At 67.9% G+C, this 17,427-nt stretch carries 15 protein-coding genes; 11 read left to right on the forward strand and 4 right to left on the reverse strand.

All coding sequences use genetic code 11. The features are described from left to right. The 7 genes from ASE35_RS16670 to ASE35_RS16700 form a co-directional block, all read left to right on the forward strand. Positions 1 to 1,155: HlyD family efflux transporter periplasmic adaptor subunit (locus tag ASE35_RS16670; protein WP_057164554.1), on the forward strand; the 1,155-nt coding region annotated here is incomplete at its 5' end. A gap of 75 nt (positions 1,156 to 1,230) precedes the next feature. Continuing rightward, the gene (locus ASE35_RS16675) at positions 1,231 to 1,947 is read left to right on the forward strand and encodes an ABC transporter ATP-binding protein (RefSeq protein ID WP_057164555.1); all 717 of its coding nucleotides are present in this window, start codon (positions 1,231 to 1,233) and stop codon (positions 1,945 to 1,947) included. 10 nt (positions 1,948 to 1,957) lie between these two features. After that, entirely contained in the window at positions 1,958 to 4,819 is a 2,862-nt protein-coding gene (locus ASE35_RS16680; protein WP_057164556.1) for an ABC transporter permease, read from the forward strand. Between the two features lie 48 nt (positions 4,820 to 4,867). Next, positions 4,868 to 5,239 carry a DUF6249 domain-containing protein gene (locus ASE35_RS16685; RefSeq protein WP_056181354.1) on the forward strand — a complete coding sequence of 124 codons (372 nt, stop codon included), beginning with the start codon at positions 4,868 to 4,870 and terminating at the stop codon, positions 5,237 to 5,239. Then, positions 5,232 to 5,807, forward strand: coding sequence for an RNA polymerase sigma factor (locus ASE35_RS16690; protein WP_057159776.1), 576 nt, complete (start codon positions 5,232 to 5,234; stop codon positions 5,805 to 5,807). Before ASE35_RS16685 ends, ASE35_RS16690 begins: the two co-directional genes overlap by 8 nt. Then, positions 5,804 to 6,121, forward strand: coding sequence for a hypothetical protein (locus ASE35_RS16695; protein ID WP_057164557.1), 318 nt, complete (start codon positions 5,804 to 5,806; stop codon positions 6,119 to 6,121). Before ASE35_RS16690 ends, ASE35_RS16695 begins: the two co-directional genes overlap by 4 nt. Before the next feature lie 63 nt (positions 6,122 to 6,184). Next, positions 6,185 to 6,385: a hypothetical protein gene (locus ASE35_RS16700; RefSeq protein ID WP_057164558.1), complete on the forward strand. Its 201-nt coding sequence runs from the start codon at positions 6,185 to 6,187 to the stop codon at positions 6,383 to 6,385. Between the two features lie 68 nt (positions 6,386 to 6,453). Here ASE35_RS16700 and ASE35_RS16705 read toward each other — a convergent pair whose 3' ends face one another. From ASE35_RS16705 to ASE35_RS16720, 4 genes are all read right to left on the reverse strand, one after another. After that, positions 6,454 to 7,698 (reverse strand): cation:dicarboxylase symporter family transporter, encoded by a 1,245-nt coding sequence (locus tag ASE35_RS16705; protein ID WP_057164559.1) that lies wholly within the window; start codon positions 7,696 to 7,698, stop codon positions 6,454 to 6,456. Between the two features lie 39 nt (positions 7,699 to 7,737). Continuing rightward, entirely contained in the window at positions 7,738 to 8,502 is a 765-nt protein-coding gene (locus ASE35_RS16710) for a hypothetical protein (protein WP_057164560.1), read from the reverse strand. 298 nt (positions 8,503 to 8,800) lie between these two features. After that, complete coding sequence (locus tag ASE35_RS16715; protein ID WP_057164561.1) at positions 8,801 to 9,760, reverse strand: hypothetical protein; 960 nt, start codon at positions 9,758 to 9,760, stop codon at positions 8,801 to 8,803. A 3-nt stretch (positions 9,761 to 9,763) separates the two neighbouring features. Continuing rightward, positions 9,764 to 10,099, reverse strand: a complete 336-nt coding sequence (locus ASE35_RS16720; RefSeq protein WP_057164562.1) for a helix-turn-helix transcriptional regulator — start codon at positions 10,097 to 10,099, stop codon at positions 9,764 to 9,766. Between the two features lie 176 nt (positions 10,100 to 10,275). Between ASE35_RS16720 and ASE35_RS16725 the strand changes: the two genes are divergently transcribed. The 4 genes from ASE35_RS16725 (at position 10,276) to ASE35_RS16740 (ending at position 17,394) form a co-directional block, all read left to right on the forward strand. After that, complete coding sequence (locus ASE35_RS16725) at positions 10,276 to 11,124, forward strand: CoA ester lyase (protein WP_057164563.1); 849 nt, start codon at positions 10,276 to 10,278, stop codon at positions 11,122 to 11,124. A 62-nt stretch (positions 11,125 to 11,186) separates the two neighbouring features. Continuing rightward, positions 11,187 to 13,577, forward strand: a complete 2,391-nt coding sequence (locus tag ASE35_RS16730) for a sodium:solute symporter (protein WP_235570098.1) — start codon at positions 11,187 to 11,189, stop codon at positions 13,575 to 13,577. Between the two features lie 386 nt (positions 13,578 to 13,963). Continuing rightward, complete coding sequence (locus ASE35_RS16735; protein WP_056181402.1) at positions 13,964 to 14,848, forward strand: LysR family transcriptional regulator; 885 nt, start codon at positions 13,964 to 13,966, stop codon at positions 14,846 to 14,848. A gap of 269 nt (positions 14,849 to 15,117) precedes the next feature. Continuing rightward, entirely contained in the window at positions 15,118 to 17,394 is a 2,277-nt protein-coding gene (locus ASE35_RS16740) for a TonB-dependent receptor (protein ID WP_057159762.1), read from the forward strand. Positions 17,395 to 17,427: the final 33 nt, after the last annotated feature.

Raw genomic sequence — 17,427 nt, forward strand, 5'->3', positions numbered from 1 at the left:
GCGGCGATGAGCGTGCTGGGGCGTGCCGACCAGCTGGCGTCGCGCGACCGGGTGGTGCTCGCGAAGGTGAAGCAAGGCGAGTTCCTGGTGCAGGTGCGCGGTGTGGGCGAACTTACGTCCAAGCACATGCAGTTCCTGGGCGCGAAGGTCGAGGGCCAGGTGGAACGCATCGCCGTGGAAGCCGGCGCGGCGGTGAAGAAGGGCGACATCCTGGCGAGCCTGGCCAACCCGAAGCTGCACGAGCAGCTGTCGGAGAGCGAGTGGGAGCTGGCGGCGCAGAAGAAGGAACAGCAGGCCAACATCGCCAGCATGCAGGCAGAGCTGGTCGACCTGCAGACGGACGCACGGATCGCGCAGTCGGAGTTGAAGGTGCTGTCCCTGCGCGAGGCCTCCGAGGCCAAGCTGCAAGCCGACGGCATCGTGTCGAAGCTGACCTACGAGCAGACGCAGCGTGGGGTGGAGCAGCAGAAGCTGCGCATCGTGGCGGCGCAGGAGCGCGTGCGGATGATGCAGCAGCGCCTGAGCGCGCAGCGGGAAGCGGACACGGCGCGGCTGAACAAGATGGGCAACACGCTGGACATTCTTCGCCAGCAGATCGCCGACCTGTCGGTGCGCGCACCGATTGATGGCGTAGTGGGGCAGATGGCCCTGAAGCTGGGCCAGCAGGTGGTGAGCGGGGACGAGATCGGTCGGATCGCGCCGTACGACAACCTGGTGGCGTTGCTGGACGTGCAGGACTACCAGGCGCGGGATGTGCGGGTCAACCAGGCGGTGCGTATCGACACGCGCGGCAACGTGGTGCCGGGCCGGGTGACGCGCATCGATCCGGCGGTGACCGACGGGATGGTGAAGGTGGAGGTGAAGCTGGACGGTTCCGTGCCGGCGAGCCTGCGCGCCAACCAGAGCGTGGAAGGGGTGATCGAGATCGCGCGCAAACCCAACGCGCTGTTCGTCAGCCGGCCGCCGTTGGCGCAGGGGCACGGACAGGCGGCGGTCTACCGCGTGGAAGGCGACACGGCGGTGCGCACGCTGGTGGATTTCGGGCTGGTGTCCACGCGCGACATCGAGGTGCTCGGTGCGCTGAAGGCCGGCGACCAGATCGTGGTTTCCGATGTATCGGCGTGGGGCGAGCACAGCCGGGTCTTGCTGAAGTAGCCCTATCCCCCTCCTTTCATTTTTGAACCATCACGCACCCGCCTGCGAGCGGGTATCCAAGGAGTGAAACGCGTTATGAACGGCGAAACCCTGATCGAACTGTCGGCGATCCGCAAATCCTTTCTCACCGAGAAGGTCGAGACCCGGGCGCTCGACGACATCTCCCTGCGGGTGGGGAAGGGCGAGTACGTGGCCTTGTCCGGCCCGTCCGGCTCGGGCAAGTCGACGCTGCTGTCGCTGCTGGGCCTGCTGGATACGTGGGACGCGGGTAGCTACACGCTCAACGGCCACGACGTGTCGTCGCTGGGCCGCGACCAGCGGGCGGCGATCCGCAACCGTGAGATCGGCTTCGTGTTCCAGGCCTTCCACCTGATCAGCGACCTGACGGTGGAAGAGAACGTGGGACTGCCGCTGACGTACCGGACGGACCTGGGCAAGGCCGAGCGCGCGCAGTGGGTGGCGCAGGCGCTGGCGCGTGTGGACATGACCCATCGCGCGCAGCACTTCCCGGCGCAGCTGTCGGGCGGCCAGCAGCAGCGCGTGGCGGTCGCGCGTGCGGTGGCGGGGCGTCCGTCGCTGATCCTGGCGGACGAACCGACCGGCAACCTGGACTCGAAGAATGCCGAGGCGGTGATCGAGCTGCTGGACGGCCTGCACCAGGACGGCGCGACCATCTGCATGGTGACGCACAACCCGGAGACGGCGGCGCGCTGTCCGCGCCAGATCGAGCTGTTCGACGGGCGCATTGTGGCCGACCGGTCGCAGCACGCCGCGTTGCGGACGGTCGGCTGAGGAGCGGACGATGTCGTACTGGACGGATGTGAAATACGCGCTGCGCCTGTTGCGCAAGACTCCGGTGTTCACCCTGACCACGATCCTGGTGTTGGCCGGCGGTCTGGCGGTGAGTCTGTACACCTTTGGTTTGCTGAACACCGCGCTGTACAAGGACTTGCCGATTACCGACGGGGATCGGGTGATGCGCCTGGAGGGTCGTTCGGGCGGTCTGCCGACGCAGACGCTGGATGCCTACGAGCTGGCGCAGATCGCGCCGCAGGTGAAGGAACTGGAAGCGATCGGGGTCTACAGCGACACCGACGTGGAAGTGAGCGATCGTGAGCTGAGCCAGATGGTGCCAGCCACGTACGGTCAGTGGGACATGTTCGGCTTTATCGGGGTGCAGCCGCAGTTGGGTCGCAGCTTCCTGCCGGCCGATACGATCGGCGGTGCCGAGCCGGTGGCGATCGTCAGCCATGCGCTGTGGCAGTCGGCCTTCGCCGGCTCGCCGGACATCGTGGGTCGGGTCATCCACGTCAACCGCAAGCCGGTACGTGTGGTCGGTGTGATGCCGGCGGGTGTGACCTTCCCGGTATGGTCGCGGTTGTGGCTGCCGATGCCGCAGCAGGAGTCGCAGCCGGTGAACGAGGCGGCCTCCAGCGAAGTGGGCGCGTATGCCCGGCTGCGCCCGGGTGCGACGCGGGCGTCGGCGTCGGCGGAGTTGACGGACCTGTTGACCGGCCTGCGCCAGCGGCATCGTCGCGTGGACGGCAAGCCGTACGAGTACAACGCGATGGCGCTGGAAACCTTCCAGATGAGTCTGGCCGGGGGCGGCGCGGGCAACGTGATGTTCGCGGTGCTGAACCTGCTGGCCGGCTTCATCATGCTGCTGTCGTGCGTGAACGTGGGCAACATGCTGCTGGCGCGCACGCAGGAACGGTTGAAGGAGATTGCGGTGCGGATGGCGATCGGTGCGCCGCGCGGCCGGCTGCTGTGGCAGATGATGCTGGAGAGCCTGCTGATCTGCGTGGTGGGCGGCGGGCTGGCCCTGCTGCTGATCGCGTACTGGCTGAAGGCGACCGACCAGTTCCTGCACGGGTGGAGCGACCGTCTGCCGTTCTGGGCGAGCTGGGGCGTGGACGCGCAGTCGGTGCTGATGACGTTCGGGTTCGTGCTGTTCGCCGTGTGCGTGGTGTCGATCCTGCCGACCTGGCGGGTGCTGCGCGTGCCGTGCACGACCTTGCTGCGCGACGGAACGCGCGGCGCACGCGGACGCTTGAGCGGGCGGCTGTCGCGGCTGCTGCTGACGGTGCAGATCGTGCTGATATCGGTGGTGATGGCGGTCGGCAGCGCATTGACCTTCGTGGCCTGGCGCACGTCGAACCTGGACACGGGCATCGATGGCGAGCGGCTGCTGGCGCTGGACGTGGCCGCGCCCAAGGGCAGCGACGGCACGCCGGCCAGCAAGGCGCAGTACCACGAGCGCCTGCTGGCGAGCATCCGTGCGCAGTCGGACGTCGAGGGGGCGATGCTGTGGAGTGGCGCGGCCAGTCGGCGCTTCGGGGTGGATGGCATGAACTATCCGGTGGCGGGCGATTACCCGGAGGCGACGGTGCGGCTGAGTTCGGATGCGCCGGTATCGCTGGGTGCGCGACTGCTCGATGGACGCTACTTCGACTCCCGCGACGGCAGCGACGGCAGCCGATCGGCGCTGGTGAGCAAGACGCTGGCCGAGCGTTACTGGCCGGGTAGCTCGCCGATCGGCCGGTCGATCCAGTTGTTCGATGCGAAGGGCAAGGCGCGCGAGCAGCGGGTCGTGGTGGGCGTGGTCAGCGATGTGCTGGACGACAGCCAGCTGATGCAGGCGGATGCGCGTGCGGTGACGGCGATCTACCTGCCGTTCGCCCAGGCGGCGCCGGTCAGTGCGCGTTATCTGGTGCGTTACCGCGGCGACGAGCCGTCGGCGCGCGCAACGCTGCTGAACCTGGCGTGGCAGGCCAATGCGGCGCCCGGGGTGGCGGTGGATCGCTACACGGCGCTGCGCGACCGCACGGTGGCSCTGAGCCGGAGYCTGGCGAAGCTGTTCGTGTACAGCGGTCTGTTCGCGCTGTTGCTGGCGCTGACCGGCATCTACGGCCTGTGCAGCAACGAAGTGATCCTGCGCAGGCAGGAGGTGGGGCTGCGCCGCGCGATCGGYGCAAGCGACGGATCGATCCTGCGCTTGTTCCTGCGCCAGGGCGCGCGGCGTCTGGCGGTGGGCCTGGTGCTCGCGACGCTGATCGGYGGGGCGGGGCTGTTCCTGCTCTCGCGTCTGGCCGGGCTGGGAGCCGTGGTGCCGGTGGCGATCGGGCTGGGCGTGGCGATCACGATCACGCTGCTGGTGGGCATGGCCACCTACGTCGGCGCGCGCAACGCTGCTGAACCTGGCGTGGCAGGCCAATGCGGCGCCCGGGGTGGCGGTGGATCGCTACACGGCGCTGCGCGACCGCACGGTGGCCCTGAGCCGGAGCCTGGCGAAGCTGTTCGTGTACAGCGGTCTGTTCGCGCTGTTGCTGGCGCTGACCGGCATCTACGGCCTGTGCAGCAACGAAGTGATCCTGCGCAGGCAGGAGGTGGGGCTGCGCCGCGCGATCGGTGCAAGCGACGGATCGATCCTGCGTCTGTTCCTGCGCCAGGGCGCGCGGCGTCTGGCGGTGGGCCTGGTGCTCGCGACGCTGATCGGCGGGGCGGGGCTGTTCCTGCTCTCGCGTCTGGCCGGGCTGGGAGCCGTGGTGCCGGTGGCGATCGGGCTGGGCGTGGCGATCACGATCACGCTGCTGGTGGGCATGGCCACCTAYCTGTCCACCCGCAGGATCCTGCGCGGCGAGCCGGCCGAAGGCATGCGGTATGAATGAGTCGCTTTCGTCATTAACCTAGACAAACTACTGAGAGAACCCTTATGCAACCCGAATTCATCATTCTCTTCGTGCTGGGACTTGCGCCGATCGCCATCGTGCTGATCGTCCTGCGCTATCGCTATCAGCAGGCGCAGGCGCGCTACAACGTCGTGATGCATCTGGCGGACAAGGGCGTGACGCCGCCGGTGGAGCTGTTGATCGAGCCGCGCGCGGCGTTCTGCGAACGGCGACGGGCCCTGGTGCTGATCAGTATCGGCTTGGGCATCATCGCCATGTTCGCCGCCTTGCCGGGACACTACGAAAACGGGCGAGGGATCGGCGAACTGTGGGGGATTGGCCTGTTGCCGTTGCTCACCGGGTTCGGCTACCTCGCCAGCTGGTGGCTGAATCGCCGCGACGACAAGCATGCCTGATCACGACGCGGAAGCGCGCATAGATCAGGCCCTCGTTGCACGAGTTCTGCTCGGCAACGAGGGTCGCGCGTTCGAGCAACTGGTGCGGCGTCATCAGGGCATGGTGCGCGCGCAATTGCGGCGCCTGCTACACGGCGACGAAGCCGGTGCCGACGACCTGGCGCAGGAGACGTTTCTATTGGCATGGCGAAAACTCGACCAATTTCGCGGCGACGCGCGTTTTTCCACCTGGCTTTACCGCATCGCGTACACCTGCTTTCTGCAGGCCAGTCGAAAGAAGGCGGGGACGCTCGAAGATGCCGATGGCGGCGAGCACGAAGCGCTGGCAGCCCCCGCCCAGACCGTCGACCTGCAAGTAGATCTGGAGCGTGCGATGCAGCGCCTGTCCCCTGCCGAGCAGGCCGTGCTATTGCATTGCGTGCAATTGGGGTTGAGTCACGAAGAAGCCGTCTACGTGCTGGACATGCCGCTCGGCACGGTGAAAACCCACGCGACGCGCGGCAAGGCAAAGCTGCAAAAGTGGCTGTCAATCTGGCAAGGATCCGAGACCAAGAGGCAACTCTCATGAACGACCCGCATGATTCATCCATCGATGCGCTGCTGCGCCAACATTTCGATGGCCCCGTCGCCGACGCCGGCTTTAGCGATCGCGTCATGCGGCAATTGCCCGCACGTCGGCGCGCACGCCGTTGGCAGTTGCCGGTCGGCATATTGGCGGGACTTGGCGCGTGCCTCTGGAGCCTTTCGTCCACGCCCTTGATCCGTGATGGCTGGCAGGATTGGATGCGCGGGAGTCTTTCCTCGGCGGCCGTGATCATGCTGCTGACCCTCATGGGGATGTCGCTAATGGCATCGTGGTGGGCGTTGACAGAGAACGAATAGGAGTCTGTCCGTCAGACCTTACCTCGCCGAGGGCGGGCTGCTGGATCGGGTGGAAGGAAACGCATGCGGACCCTGGGTTCGGATCTGCCCGATGCCATCGACTTGCTGGCGCGGGTGGAATCCCGCTTGCGGCCGGGCGCCCTGATCGTGGCCGACAACGCCGACTACAGCCCCGAATACCTAGCGTATGTGCGTTCGCCGGTATCGCGCTATCTGTCCATCGCTTTCGCCGACGACGTCGAGCTCTCGATGCGGATCGGCTAAGGCTTCAAAGCGCTACGGGCCTCGTCATCTACTAATGGCGCCTGGCGCGCATGGCCGTGTCCTGGCGCTCAGGCGGTGCCGTCGTCCGCGCTCGCCGCCCGCTCGCGACCGGCCACCACGCCGGTCGCGGCGAGGTCGCCGGTGACGTTGCCCAAGGTCGCGAACACGTCGGGGATGGTGTCGACCGCCAACAGCAGGCCCATCGGTTCCACCGGCAGGCCGGCGGCCTGTACCACCGGCATATTGGTCGCCATGAAGCTGACCTGCCCGGGCAGGCCCACCGACCCCAGGCTGATCACCACCGCCAGCGCGGCGCAGCCGGCCAGTTGCGCGGCGCTCAGATCGACGCCGTAGATCCAGGCCACGAAGGCGGTCACGCCGATGTACTGGATCGGACTAGTCATGCGGAACAGCGACACCGCCATCGGCAACACCAGCGAAGCGATCTCCAAGGGATAGCCCAGACGCACGCGGGCGCTGTCGACCATTGCCGGCAAGGAGGCCAGCGAGGACTGCGTGCTCGCCGCGATGGTCTGCGCCGGCAGCACTCCGGCGGCGAAGCGCCGCAGCGGCGTGCCGGCCGCGGCCGCGACCAGGTACAACATCAGGGTCACCGAGATATACAGGCTGCACTGCAGCACGATGTAGTAGCCGACCGCGCCCAGCATGCCCACGCCGACGTGGGCGCAGACCGCGAACATCAGCGCGAACACGCCCAGCGGCGCGATCCACAGCAGCCAGCGCACGATCACGATCATGGTGTCGGCGATGGCCTGGAACAGTTCGACCAGGCGCGCGCGCCGCGCCGGCTCGATCCGGGTCAGGGCGAAGCCGAAGAACAGCGCGAACACCACCAGCGGCAGCATCGCGCTGGCCGCGGCGGCGGCGATCACGTTGCTGGGGATCACCGCGGTCAGCCAGTCGCCCAGCGCCGGCGGCGCGACCGTGGGGGTCGAGGTGGCGGTGCGGAAGGCCTGCACCAACGCCTCGTCGCGCGGCAGCAGCGATAGCAGCGCGGGCGCGGCGATCGCGGCGAAGGCTGCGCCCAGGCTGAGCAGCACGATGAACACCACCATCGCGCGCCGCGCCGTGCGGCCGGACGCGGCCGCGTCGGTGGCTGAGGTCACGCCGATCACCACCAGCGACACCACCAGCGGCACTACCGTCATCTGCAGGGCGTTGAGCCAGAGCTTGCCGATCGGCTGCATCACCGCCGCGGCGCCGTGCGCGGCCTCGGGCGCCAAGGCGACCAGGATCAGACCGGCGGCGGCACCGGCGATCAGGGCGAACAGGACGCGGGCGGTCATCGACATGCGGACAGCGACTCCGGAGGGGCGTGGACCCAGATTGGGCTAGGGCGCGGGCAGATGCCAATCCTGCCGCAGCCGGCGCAGTTCCGCCTCCGGCAGCAGCACGAACACCGGACGTTGCTGCGGGCGCAGCCAGGCCAGCAAGGCCTCCATGGCGGGATCGGCCATCGCCGTGCAGCCCGCGGTGGGCTCGCCGGGCGCCTTCCACAGGTGGGCGAAGATGCAGCTGCCGGCGCCGCTCAGGCGCTGCGGGTTGTGCTCGATCACCAGACCCAACCGGTAGCGCTGGTCGCCGCCGGCATGCAGGTCGCGGCGCATGGGCTCGGTGGACTCGGCGACCGCGTCGCGGCCGACCGTGCCGGCGTCGACGATGCGGTTGTACAGCGGCGAGGCGTTGACGTCGATGCAATAGTCGTCGGCGCCCATGGCCTGATAGGGCATGGGCGTCGCTGCGCTCGCGCCGTAACCGAACGCGGTGCCCAGCGCGAACACGCCGGCAGGCGCGCGCCCGTCGCCTTCGCGCTTCTGCGGTCCGTCGGACTGGGCGGGGTGCAGCCCCAGGCCCCAGGCGCTGCCCTTGCGCCCGACTGTGACCGGTGTGGCCGCGCCGACTTCGCGCCAATCGCCGCCGTCGCGTTCGTAGCGGCGTAGGCGCCCGGCGCTGGCGTCCCAGCCGTCGGTGGTCACCAGCACCAGCTGGCGTGCGTTGCCCCAGGGCGAGGATGCGTTCGTGCCCGGAGCGCTGGCGCAGGCGGCCAGTAAGAGCAGGGTCGGCATCAGCAGAGCGATACGGAACGGGATGCGCATGCGGCCTCGGGTTGGCGTCAGCTGTCGAGCAGATCCTGCATGCGCTTGGCTCAAGGTCGAGTCGACGGTTACAGGCCTGATCGGTATCGCACGATAGCGCGAAGATCGATCCGGGGGATCGGAGCCCAATAACGGCCAAGGTCGATTTCGAGGCCGATTCAGCTGCGACTGCGGGTGCCGGCGTGCGCGGCCGTTGCGATTGATTCGCCGCACTCGCAGGAGTTGGCTGGCCGTGGCGCGCACTGGCGCTGCGGACTATCCGGCGCTCAAAGCGTTGCGCGAGTCCTGGGCTGTGGCATCACGCCTGTTTCGCCCGATCCGGCGCCGGCTTGACCTTGCGCAGCGCCAGCAGGGCGGTGGTGAGCAGCGAGAACGCGACGATCAGCGCCATCAAGGCCTTGGCCGTGCGATCGCTGGTCTGCGTCATCATCACCGGGCCGTCCACGATCACCCACAGCATCGCCGCGCAGGTCAGCAGGACGAACACCGTTTCGATGCGGCGCAGCGCCGGCGACCAGCGGCCGCGGATCATGACGGTGGCGTAGAAGAGCAGGTTGAGCAGCAGCAGTGCGAACATCCAGGGCGCTTGGCGCTGCAGGAAGGTATCGGTGTAGGTGAGGGCCTGGTAGGCCACCGGCGCGGCGCGGCCGCCGAAGGCCAGATCCAGCACCACGGTCGGTTGGGTGAGTATGTACAGCCCGCAAGCCATGCCGACCAGCGCCAGCACCATGGCGGCGCGGCCGCCCTGGATGCGGTCGCCCGAGCGCGGTTCCCACTGCGCGGTTTGCGGCCAGCGTCGACGGATCCAGGCGGCGAGGGCGTAGCCCGTCACCAGCATGCCGGGCCACCATAGCGAGGGCACGAACACGCTGCCCCACCAGTAACCCCAGCGATGGCCGAAGGCGCTGAGCAGGCTGACGCCGGGGTCGATGGGTTGGCTCAGGCTGGACCACAGCCCCAGGCCCCAGATGATGAGCAGGCCGATCACCGAAGCGCGCAGGAAGGCATGCGCGTCGGCGGGATCGATGATGCTCAGGTGGGGGCGGTAGCGCGCCGCGACCTCGTCGGGGCGTCCGAACTCGCGCAGGAACGCGATCGCCATCGCGGAGTCGGGCTCGCGCCCCGCGGCTTCGGCGCGGTCCTGCAGCCCTTCGCCGATCAGGGCGCGCAGCTCGTAGGCCACGTCGTTGCGTTGCTTGCGCGGCAACTGCAGGGCCACGTCGGACACATAGGACTCGATCACTTCGTTCGCATTCATTCCTCATTCCTCCCGCAGCAGTCGATGCATGGCGTCGTTCATCCCCTGCCATGAGTCGGTGAGTTTGCTCAGCAGTTTTCGCCCGTTCGCATTGAGCGAGTAGTAGCGGCGCGGCGGCCCGTCCTCGGTGCGCCATTCGCTCTGCAGCAGGCCCTGGGTTTCCAGGCGCCGCAGCAGCGGGTAGAGCGTGCCTTCCTCGATCGCCATGCCTTTTTCGGCCAGGGCCTGACGCAGCTCGTAGCCGTAGCGCGGGGCTCGCAGCTGCGACAGCGTGGCCAGCACCACCACGCCGCGCCGCAGCTCGAGTTCCAGTTTTCCGAAGGCGTCTGTGTCGACCATGTGGCGCACAGTACTGTGTGTTGCACAGTATGTCAAACGGCTCCAGCCCCTGGGGCGCCGAGCGCCCGAATTCGAAACAAAACCTATCGTTTGAACATGCCTGGCCTGTGCGCTCGCTATCTTTGCCTTGGCGCACACTCCGGCCATGACCCAGACGACTCAGGCTCGGCCGTTCCATGCGTAGCAAATTGTTCGTGCCCGGAACGCGGCCGGAGCTGTTCGCCAAGGCGCTGGCCGGAGAGGCCGATGCGCTGTCGTTCGACCTGGAAGACGCGGTCGCGCCCGAACGCAAGGACGAGGCGCGTGCGGCGGTGGCTGAGTTCGTGGCCTCGGAGGCGCTGGCCGCCAGCGCCAAGCTCGGCATCGTGCGCGTCAACGCGCCGGACTCGCCCTGGTTCGCGGCCGATCTGGCCGCGGTGGCGCGGCCGGGCGTGAGCTTGCTCAACCTGCCCAAGATCGAATCGGCCGAGGCGCTGCATGCGGCAGTCGCGCGCATCGAGGCGGCTGAGGCCGGCAACGGCGTCGAACGTCCGATTGGGCTGCTGATCAATATCGAGACGCCGCGTGCGCTCGCCGCGGCGGCGCAGATCGCCGCCGCGCATCCGCGTGTGGCCGGGCTGCAACTGGGCCTGGGCGATCTGTTCGAACCCGAGGGTGTGGACCGGCGCGATCGCGCCAATGTGCACGCGGCGATGTTCGCGCTGCGCATGGCCGCGGCCCAGGCTGGCGTGTTCGCCTTGGACGGGGCCTATGCGGACCTGCAGGACGACGAAGGCTATCGCGCCGAAGCGGAGATGGCGCGGCGTCTGGGCTTCCTCGGCAAGACCTGCGTGCATCCGCGCCAGATCGCCTTGGCCAATGCGGCCTTTGCGGCCACCGAGGCCGAGTTGGCGGCGGCGCAGCGCATCGTCGATGCCGCGGCGCGGGCGCCGCAGCGCGGCGTGTTCGTGGTCGATGGGCGCATGATCGATCTGCCATTCTTGAAACGCGCCCAGGCGCTGCTGGCTGCGAAGGGGCGTGCATGAGCGTGCGGACGATGCGTGGATGGATTGGCGGCGCGTCGGCGTTGCGGAGGTCGTGGCGCACGGTGCTGCTGTTGTTGCTGCTGGCGGTGGTCGGCCCGCTGCACGCCGAAGCGCTGACGCCGATGCGCGCGCAGCCGTTGCCCAGCCTGAAGACCGAGTCGCCGCTGATCGGCCTGGCGCGCGTGCAGGGACGCGCGATCGCGCTCACGCGCGATGGTGCCTGGTCGCTGGAGGAAGGCGCCAGCGCCTGGGCGCCGTTGCCTTGGCCTGCGCAGACGAAGGCGTCCGAAGTCGTGTCGCTGGTGCAGGACGGCGAGCGCGCCTATCTGCTGCTGGGGCAGGGCGCGCAGCGCATGGCCACGCAGGTGGTGCAGCTGAGCCTGCGCGACGGCGCGATTGTCCTGCGGCCGCTGGCGCCGCTGCCGCTGGCCTTGCGCGATGCGCGCGGGGCCCTGTCTGCGGAGGCCTTCTATGTCGCGGGCACCGCCGGCGACGGTACGGCGCATCTGTTGCAGCTGAACTTCGAGGACGAACGTCCGCATTGGGCGCCGCTGACGCCCTGGCCGGGCGGCGGTGCGGCCAGTTCGCTGGTCGCGCAGACCAAGGCCCTGTTCGCGGTGGTGCCGGCCGCCAGCGGCGGCGACCGCGTGCTGCGTTGGTCGGCGGAGCCGGGTTGGACCGAAGCCAGCCGCGCGCCGGGGCGCGTCGTGCCCGGCTCCGGCCGCGCCATCGGCCAGGCCCACATTCTGTATCTGGTGGAGGAGGGCGCCGAGGCCGGCGCCGCCGCAAAGATCGCCACCTATCAGACCATCACCGCCAGCTGGGCGACCCTGCCCGGCGCGCAGGCCGCCCACAGCATCGCCACGGCGGCCTGGCCCGACGGTTTGATCTGGGCGCAGGCCGGCGCGGACGGGCGCGAGATCGCTTTCGCCAGCGCCCAGGTGCAGTCCAGCAAGCTGCGCCTGCACTGGCTGGACTGGGTAGTGATCGTGGTCTATCTGGCCGGCATGATCGGCATCGGCCTGTACTTCTACCTGCGCGAGAAGCGCAGCTCGACTTCCAACTTCTTCGTCGGCGGCCGCACCATTCCGTTCTGGGCCGCCGGCATCAGCCTGTACGCGGCAAACACCAGCTCGATCAGTTTCATCGCGATCCCGGCCAAGGCCTTCGAGACCAATTGGCAATACATGGCCAACAATGTCATCGCGGTGTTCGGGCTGATGTTCGTGGCGGTGTGGATCGTGCCGTTGCTGCGGCGCCTGGACCTGATGTCGGTGTTCTCCTACCTGGAGACCCGCTTTCATCCCTCGATCCGCATGCTCGCCAGCGCCTTGTGCGTGTTCGTGCAGATCGGCAGCCGCATGAGCGTGATCCTGTTCCTGCCCGCGCTGGCCATCGCCACCATCACCGGCATCAGCGTGTTCTGGAGCGTGATCCTGATGGGCGGCTTCACCATCGTCTACACCGCCATGGGCGGCATGAAGGCGGTGATCTGGACCGATTTCGTGCAGGTGATCGTGAAGATGGGCGGCGCGATCTTCGCCATCGGCTTCATGATCTGGAGCCTGCGCGGCGGCTTCGGAGAGTTCTGGTCGGCGGCGATGGCCGAGAACAAGATGCACACCTTCGACTTCAGCTTCGACCTGACCAAGGCCACGGTCTGGGGCTTCATTTTCCTGGTGCTGTTCGAGGTGGTGCTGACCTTCCCCAAGGACCAGGTGTTGATGCAGCGCACCCTGTCGACCAAGTCCGACCGCGAGGCCGGGCGTTCGATCTGGGCCTTCGCGGCCATCATGATTCCCGGCGGCATCATCTTCTACACCATCGGCACGGCCCTGTTCGTCTACTACAAAGCCAACCCGGAGCGGATGAACCCGCTGCTGCCGATCGACGCGACCTTCCCGATGTTCATCGCCGCCGAACTGCCGGTGGGGGTGACCGGGCTGATCATCGCCGGCATCTTCGCCGCGGCCATGGCGACCCTGTCGGGCATCATGAACTCGGTCGCGACCCTGATCTCGGTCGACTTCTACGAGAAGCTGGCCAAGAACCGCACGCCCAAGCAGAGCGTGTTCTTCGCCGAGATCATGACCGTGGTGGTGGGCCTGGTCGGCATCGGCACGGCGCTGGTGCTGTCGCGCTTCGACATCCATTCGCTGTTCGACGTCTCGATCGAGCTGGCCGGCCTGCTCGGCGGCGGCTTCGCCGGCGCCTACACCCTGGGCATGTTCACCCGCCGCGCCAATTCGCCGGGTGTGGCGATCGGCATCGGCGCCAGCATCGTGCTGACCCTGGTGATCTGGTCGTTCGACATGGTGCACCCGTATTTCTACCTGGCGATCTCGATTCTGTTGTGCATCGTGATCGGCTACGTCGCCAGCCTGTTCTTCCCGGCGCCGACGCGGTCGCTGAAGGGCCTGACGATCTATCGCGACCGCGCCAGCGATGTCTGAGCCGGGCGCGCGCGGGCGGCGCGCGTTCGCGGGTGCCGGTTAGGGGTTCGAGATGATCCAGGGGCGGAGGATGGCATCTCGGTCGCGGCCCGCGGCCAGGTATCGCGACGCCGTAGGGCGTTCGCGCGTCGCGCGAACCGTCCTGCCCGCCCATCGTGTCCGGATAGTGCGCGCCGCCGCCGGGCGCGCTGCGTCCGCCTTGGGTTGGGTATGACATCGATCGTTGGCCTGCCCGCATGGGTCGCCAAGGCACGAACGCTATATTCAGACGCTGGCGCAGCTTGGCTTCGGCGGTCGTTCCGCACGGAAGTACGCGGCGCGGCGCGGCGAGCATGGTGCCGGCATCGGCGCTGGAGTAACCTCCAGCCTTCAAGGGATAGGGTCACGTGGAAACTCAGTTCCTGCACACCTTCGTAACCGTGGTCGACCAGGGCTCGATGGCCGCGGCGGCGCGCGTGCTCGGGATCACCCCGGCCGCGGTCGCCCAGCAGATCCGCACCCTGGAACGCGAGATCGGTGCGCCGCTGATCGCGCGCGTCGGCCGCACCGTCAGCGTGACCGAGGAAGGTTCGCGGATCCTGTCGCGCACGCGCGAGCTGCTGCGCAGCGTCGCCGACCTGCGCAGCGTGGCCAACGAGAGCGGGGTCTCGGGCGAGCTGCGCCTGGGCGCATGCCCGACCGCCTTGGCCGGCATGCTGCCCGACGTGCTCGCGCGCATGGTCGAGACCTTTCCGCAGATCAACGTGTTCATCAAGCCGGGCTATTCGGCCGATCTCTACCACGCGGTGGAAAAGGGCGACCTGGACGCGGCGGTGGTGCTGCAGGCGCCGTTCCCCCTGCCCAAGACCTGCGAATGGCAGCTGCTGCGCGAGGAGCCGCTGATCGTGCTGGCGCCGCAGAGCATGGCCGAGCGCGACCCGCACGAGCTGCTGGCGACCCAGCCGCTGATCCGCTACGACCGCCACCAGTGGGGCGGGCGCCAGGCCGACGAGTACCTGCGCGCGGCAAACATCGTCCCGCGCGAGCGTTTCGAGCTCAACGCGCTCAACGCGATCGCGGTCATGGTCGACCGCGGCCTGGGCGTGTCGCTGGTCCCGGATTGGGCCAAGCCGTGGCCGGAAGGGCTGAAACTCGCGCGCATCCCGCTGCCCGACGCCTCGGCCACGCGTCGGATCGGCATCGTCTGGTCGCGTTCCAGCGTGCGCGTGCGCCTGGTCACGGTGTTCCTGCAGGAAAGCCGCAAGGCGATGCAGGCGGCGCAGAAGGGCTGAGCGTCAGGTCGCGCTTCGTCGCGGAAAAATGCTGCAACGCGACATTTTTCCTGCGTACTCAAGCAACAAAACCTAGTCTCTGAACATAGCCCGCGCCGGTTCTATGCCTGCGTCCGAGCGCATACGCTCGTTTGCACCAACAGGGCTGCGGGGACGTCGGGGGCGTCGCCAGAGCGAAGCGCGATCCGCGCGGTTCCACGCATCATCGATCAACGACCGCGCCGCGACGGCGCGAACCGTCGCCATCCGAATCCAGCACGAGACACGACATGGTCAAGCCACTCAGCGCCGCGATCAGCAGCATCCTGCTGCTCTCCGTCATCTCCGGAAATGCCCGCGCGCAGGACGCCGAAGCGGTTGCCGAAAGCGAAACCAAGGACTCCTCGGCGGTCGATCTGGACAACGTGGTCGTCACCGGCACGCGCAGCCCGAAGGCAGTCGACAAGATTCCGGGCGCGATCACCCTGGTGTCGAAGGAAGAAGTGCAGCGCAGCCTGGTCCTGACCGAGGACGCGACCGCGGTGCTGGCGCGCTCGGTGCCCGGCTACGCCGAGTCCTCGCAGGCGATGAGCAACACCGGCGAGAACCTGCGCGGCCGCGTCGCGCTGCGCCTGTTCGACGGCGTGCCGCAGGGCTCGCCGCTGCGTGAGGGCACGCGCAACGCGACCTTCACCGACATGGGCATCGTCGGCCGCATCGAGGTCATCAACGGCCCCTCGGCCTCGGAAGGCATCGGCGCGGCGGGCGGCATCATCAACTACCTGTCGGCGGCGCCGACCAAGGAAGGCAACGAGGTCACCCTGATCTCGCGCTACTCGACCCAGTTCGGCGACGACAGCGACGGCTGGAAGCTCGGCCTGAACTTCGCCCGCAAGGACGGCGATTTCGACATGCTCGCCAGCGCCTCGATCATCGACCGCGGCATCAGCTACGACGCCGATGGCCGCCGCGTCGGCATGAACACCAGCGGTTCGGTCGCCGATTCGGAGGCGCGCAACCTGTTCCTCAAGGCCGGCTACAACTTCGGCGAGGACGGCACCCAGCGCATCGAAGGCTCGGTCAGCCATTTCAAGATCGAAGGCAAGGCCAACTACGTCCAGGTGCTGGGCTGCCGGCCGGAGGAGTTCGCGATCTGCGGACAGACCCGCACCAACACCTCCGAGCGCGGTCAGATCTTCGGTTCCAAGGCCGCCTTCAACGACTTCAAGCAGTACCAGCTCAGCTACACCCATTTCGACTTCTTCGGCGGCACGCTGGTGCTCAACGGCTACAAGGCCGATCAGGCCATGCGTTACCTGGTCGAGAACTCCTCCGACCGTCAGGACCCGTTGATCGCCCCGATCGGCAGCATCTACGACCAGTCCGAGATCGTGACCAACAAGAAGGGCCTGCGCACCTCCTGGACCCGGCCCTCGCTGTTCTCGGTCGAAGGCCTGGAGCTGCGCGTGGGCCTGGACCTGGTCGAGGACACCGCCGAGCAGCGCCTGGCCCTGACCAACCGGGTCTGGGTGCCGCCGATGGAGTACAAGAGCCGTGCGCCGTGGCTGCAGCTGTCGTGGGACGTGGGCCCGCTCACCTTCAGCGGCGGCATCCGCCGCGAGGACGGCGAGCTGCACGTAGACGACTACACCACCACCTGGTTCCGCGACCGTCGCTTCGTGCGCGGCGGCACCCTGGACTACCAGGAAAACCTGGTCAACGCCGGCGTGGTCTGGCGCATCAACGAAGGCTTCTCCGTGTTCGGCTCCTACGGCGAGGGCTTCACCCTGGCCAACGTCGGTATCCCGCTGCGCAACATCCAGTGCTCCAACGACAGCCCCGACGGCACCCAGCCCGACGGTTGCCCGAACGACCCGCAGATCAGCGTCGCCGACCTGCTGGATCTGAACGCGATCGTGGTGGACAACACCGAGTTCGGCTTCAACTGGCGCGGCAGCCGCGGTTCGCTGAGCGCGTCGCACTACGATTCCAAGTCCGACTTCGGCCAGTCGCTGTCGATCGATCCGGTCACCAACGACTTCGTGCTGCTGCGCGCGCCGGTGCGGATCAAGGGCTACGAGCTGTCCGGCGATTACCGGTTCTCGGAGAAGTGGAAGGTCAGCGCGGTGTACTCGCATACCCGCGGCGAGACCTCGTTCTGGTCCGCCGACGCGGCCGGCCGCTATCCGGCCGGCGGCCTGAACCGTCCCATGGGCGTGCTCGACATCAACCCCGACAAGTTCGCCTGGTCGGTGACCTGGAACTTCGTGCCGCGCGGCGACATCACCCTGGGCGCGACCACGCTGTTCTCGCGCAAGCTCTCGGGCAGCGAGGTGCGTCCCTTCGACGGCCAGCGCTTCACTTTCACCGAAGAGACCCACGGCTACACCCTGTTCGACCTGGGCATGAACTACGAGACCGAACGCTGGGGCCGGTTCTCGCTGGGTATCGAGAATCTGCTGGACAAGCAGTACATCCTGAGCTGGTCGCAGCCGCCGGGCGGCTTCCAGAACTACTGGGCCGGCCGGGGCCGCATGGTTTCGCTCACCCACACCATCAAGTTCTGATTCATAAGAAGTGGCGCGACACTCCCGAACTGC

It is taken from the genome of Lysobacter sp. Root916, assembly GCF_001429785.1.
In the GTDB taxonomy this organism is placed as follows: Bacteria; Pseudomonadota; Gammaproteobacteria; order Xanthomonadales; family Xanthomonadaceae; genus Lysobacter.

What these genes read in the sequence shown, in the direction of transcription:
- ASE35_RS16675 (WP_057164555.1), top strand. Translation starts at nt 1,231, where the DNA reads ATGAACGGCGAAACCCTGATCGAACTGTCGGCGATCCGCAAATCCTTT.
- ASE35_RS16685 (WP_056181354.1), top strand. Translation starts at nt 4,868, where the DNA reads ATGCAACCCGAATTCATCATTCTCTTCGTGCTGGGACTTGCGCCGATC.
- ASE35_RS16690 (WP_057159776.1), top strand. Translation starts at nt 5,232, where the DNA reads ATGCCTGATCACGACGCGGAAGCGCGCATAGATCAGGCCCTCGTTGCA.
- ASE35_RS16695 (WP_057164557.1), top strand. Translation starts at nt 5,804, where the DNA reads ATGAACGACCCGCATGATTCATCCATCGATGCGCTGCTGCGCCAACAT.
- ASE35_RS16700 (WP_057164558.1), top strand. Translation starts at nt 6,185, where the DNA reads ATGCGGACCCTGGGTTCGGATCTGCCCGATGCCATCGACTTGCTGGCG.
- ASE35_RS16705 (WP_057164559.1), bottom strand. Translation starts at nt 7,698, where the DNA reads ATGTCGATGACCGCCCGCGTCCTGTTCGCCCTGATCGCCGGTGCCGCC.
- ASE35_RS16710 (WP_057164560.1), bottom strand. Translation starts at nt 8,502, where the DNA reads ATGCGCATCCCGTTCCGTATCGCTCTGCTGATGCCGACCCTGCTCTTA.
- ASE35_RS16715 (WP_057164561.1), bottom strand. Translation starts at nt 9,760, where the DNA reads ATGAATGCGAACGAAGTGATCGAGTCCTATGTGTCCGACGTGGCCCTG.
- ASE35_RS16720 (WP_057164562.1), bottom strand. Translation starts at nt 10,099, where the DNA reads ATGGTCGACACAGACGCCTTCGGAAAACTGGAACTCGAGCTGCGGCGC.
- ASE35_RS16725 (WP_057164563.1), top strand. Translation starts at nt 10,276, where the DNA reads ATGCGTAGCAAATTGTTCGTGCCCGGAACGCGGCCGGAGCTGTTCGCC.
- ASE35_RS16740 (WP_057159762.1), top strand. Translation starts at nt 15,118, where the DNA reads ATGGTCAAGCCACTCAGCGCCGCGATCAGCAGCATCCTGCTGCTCTCC.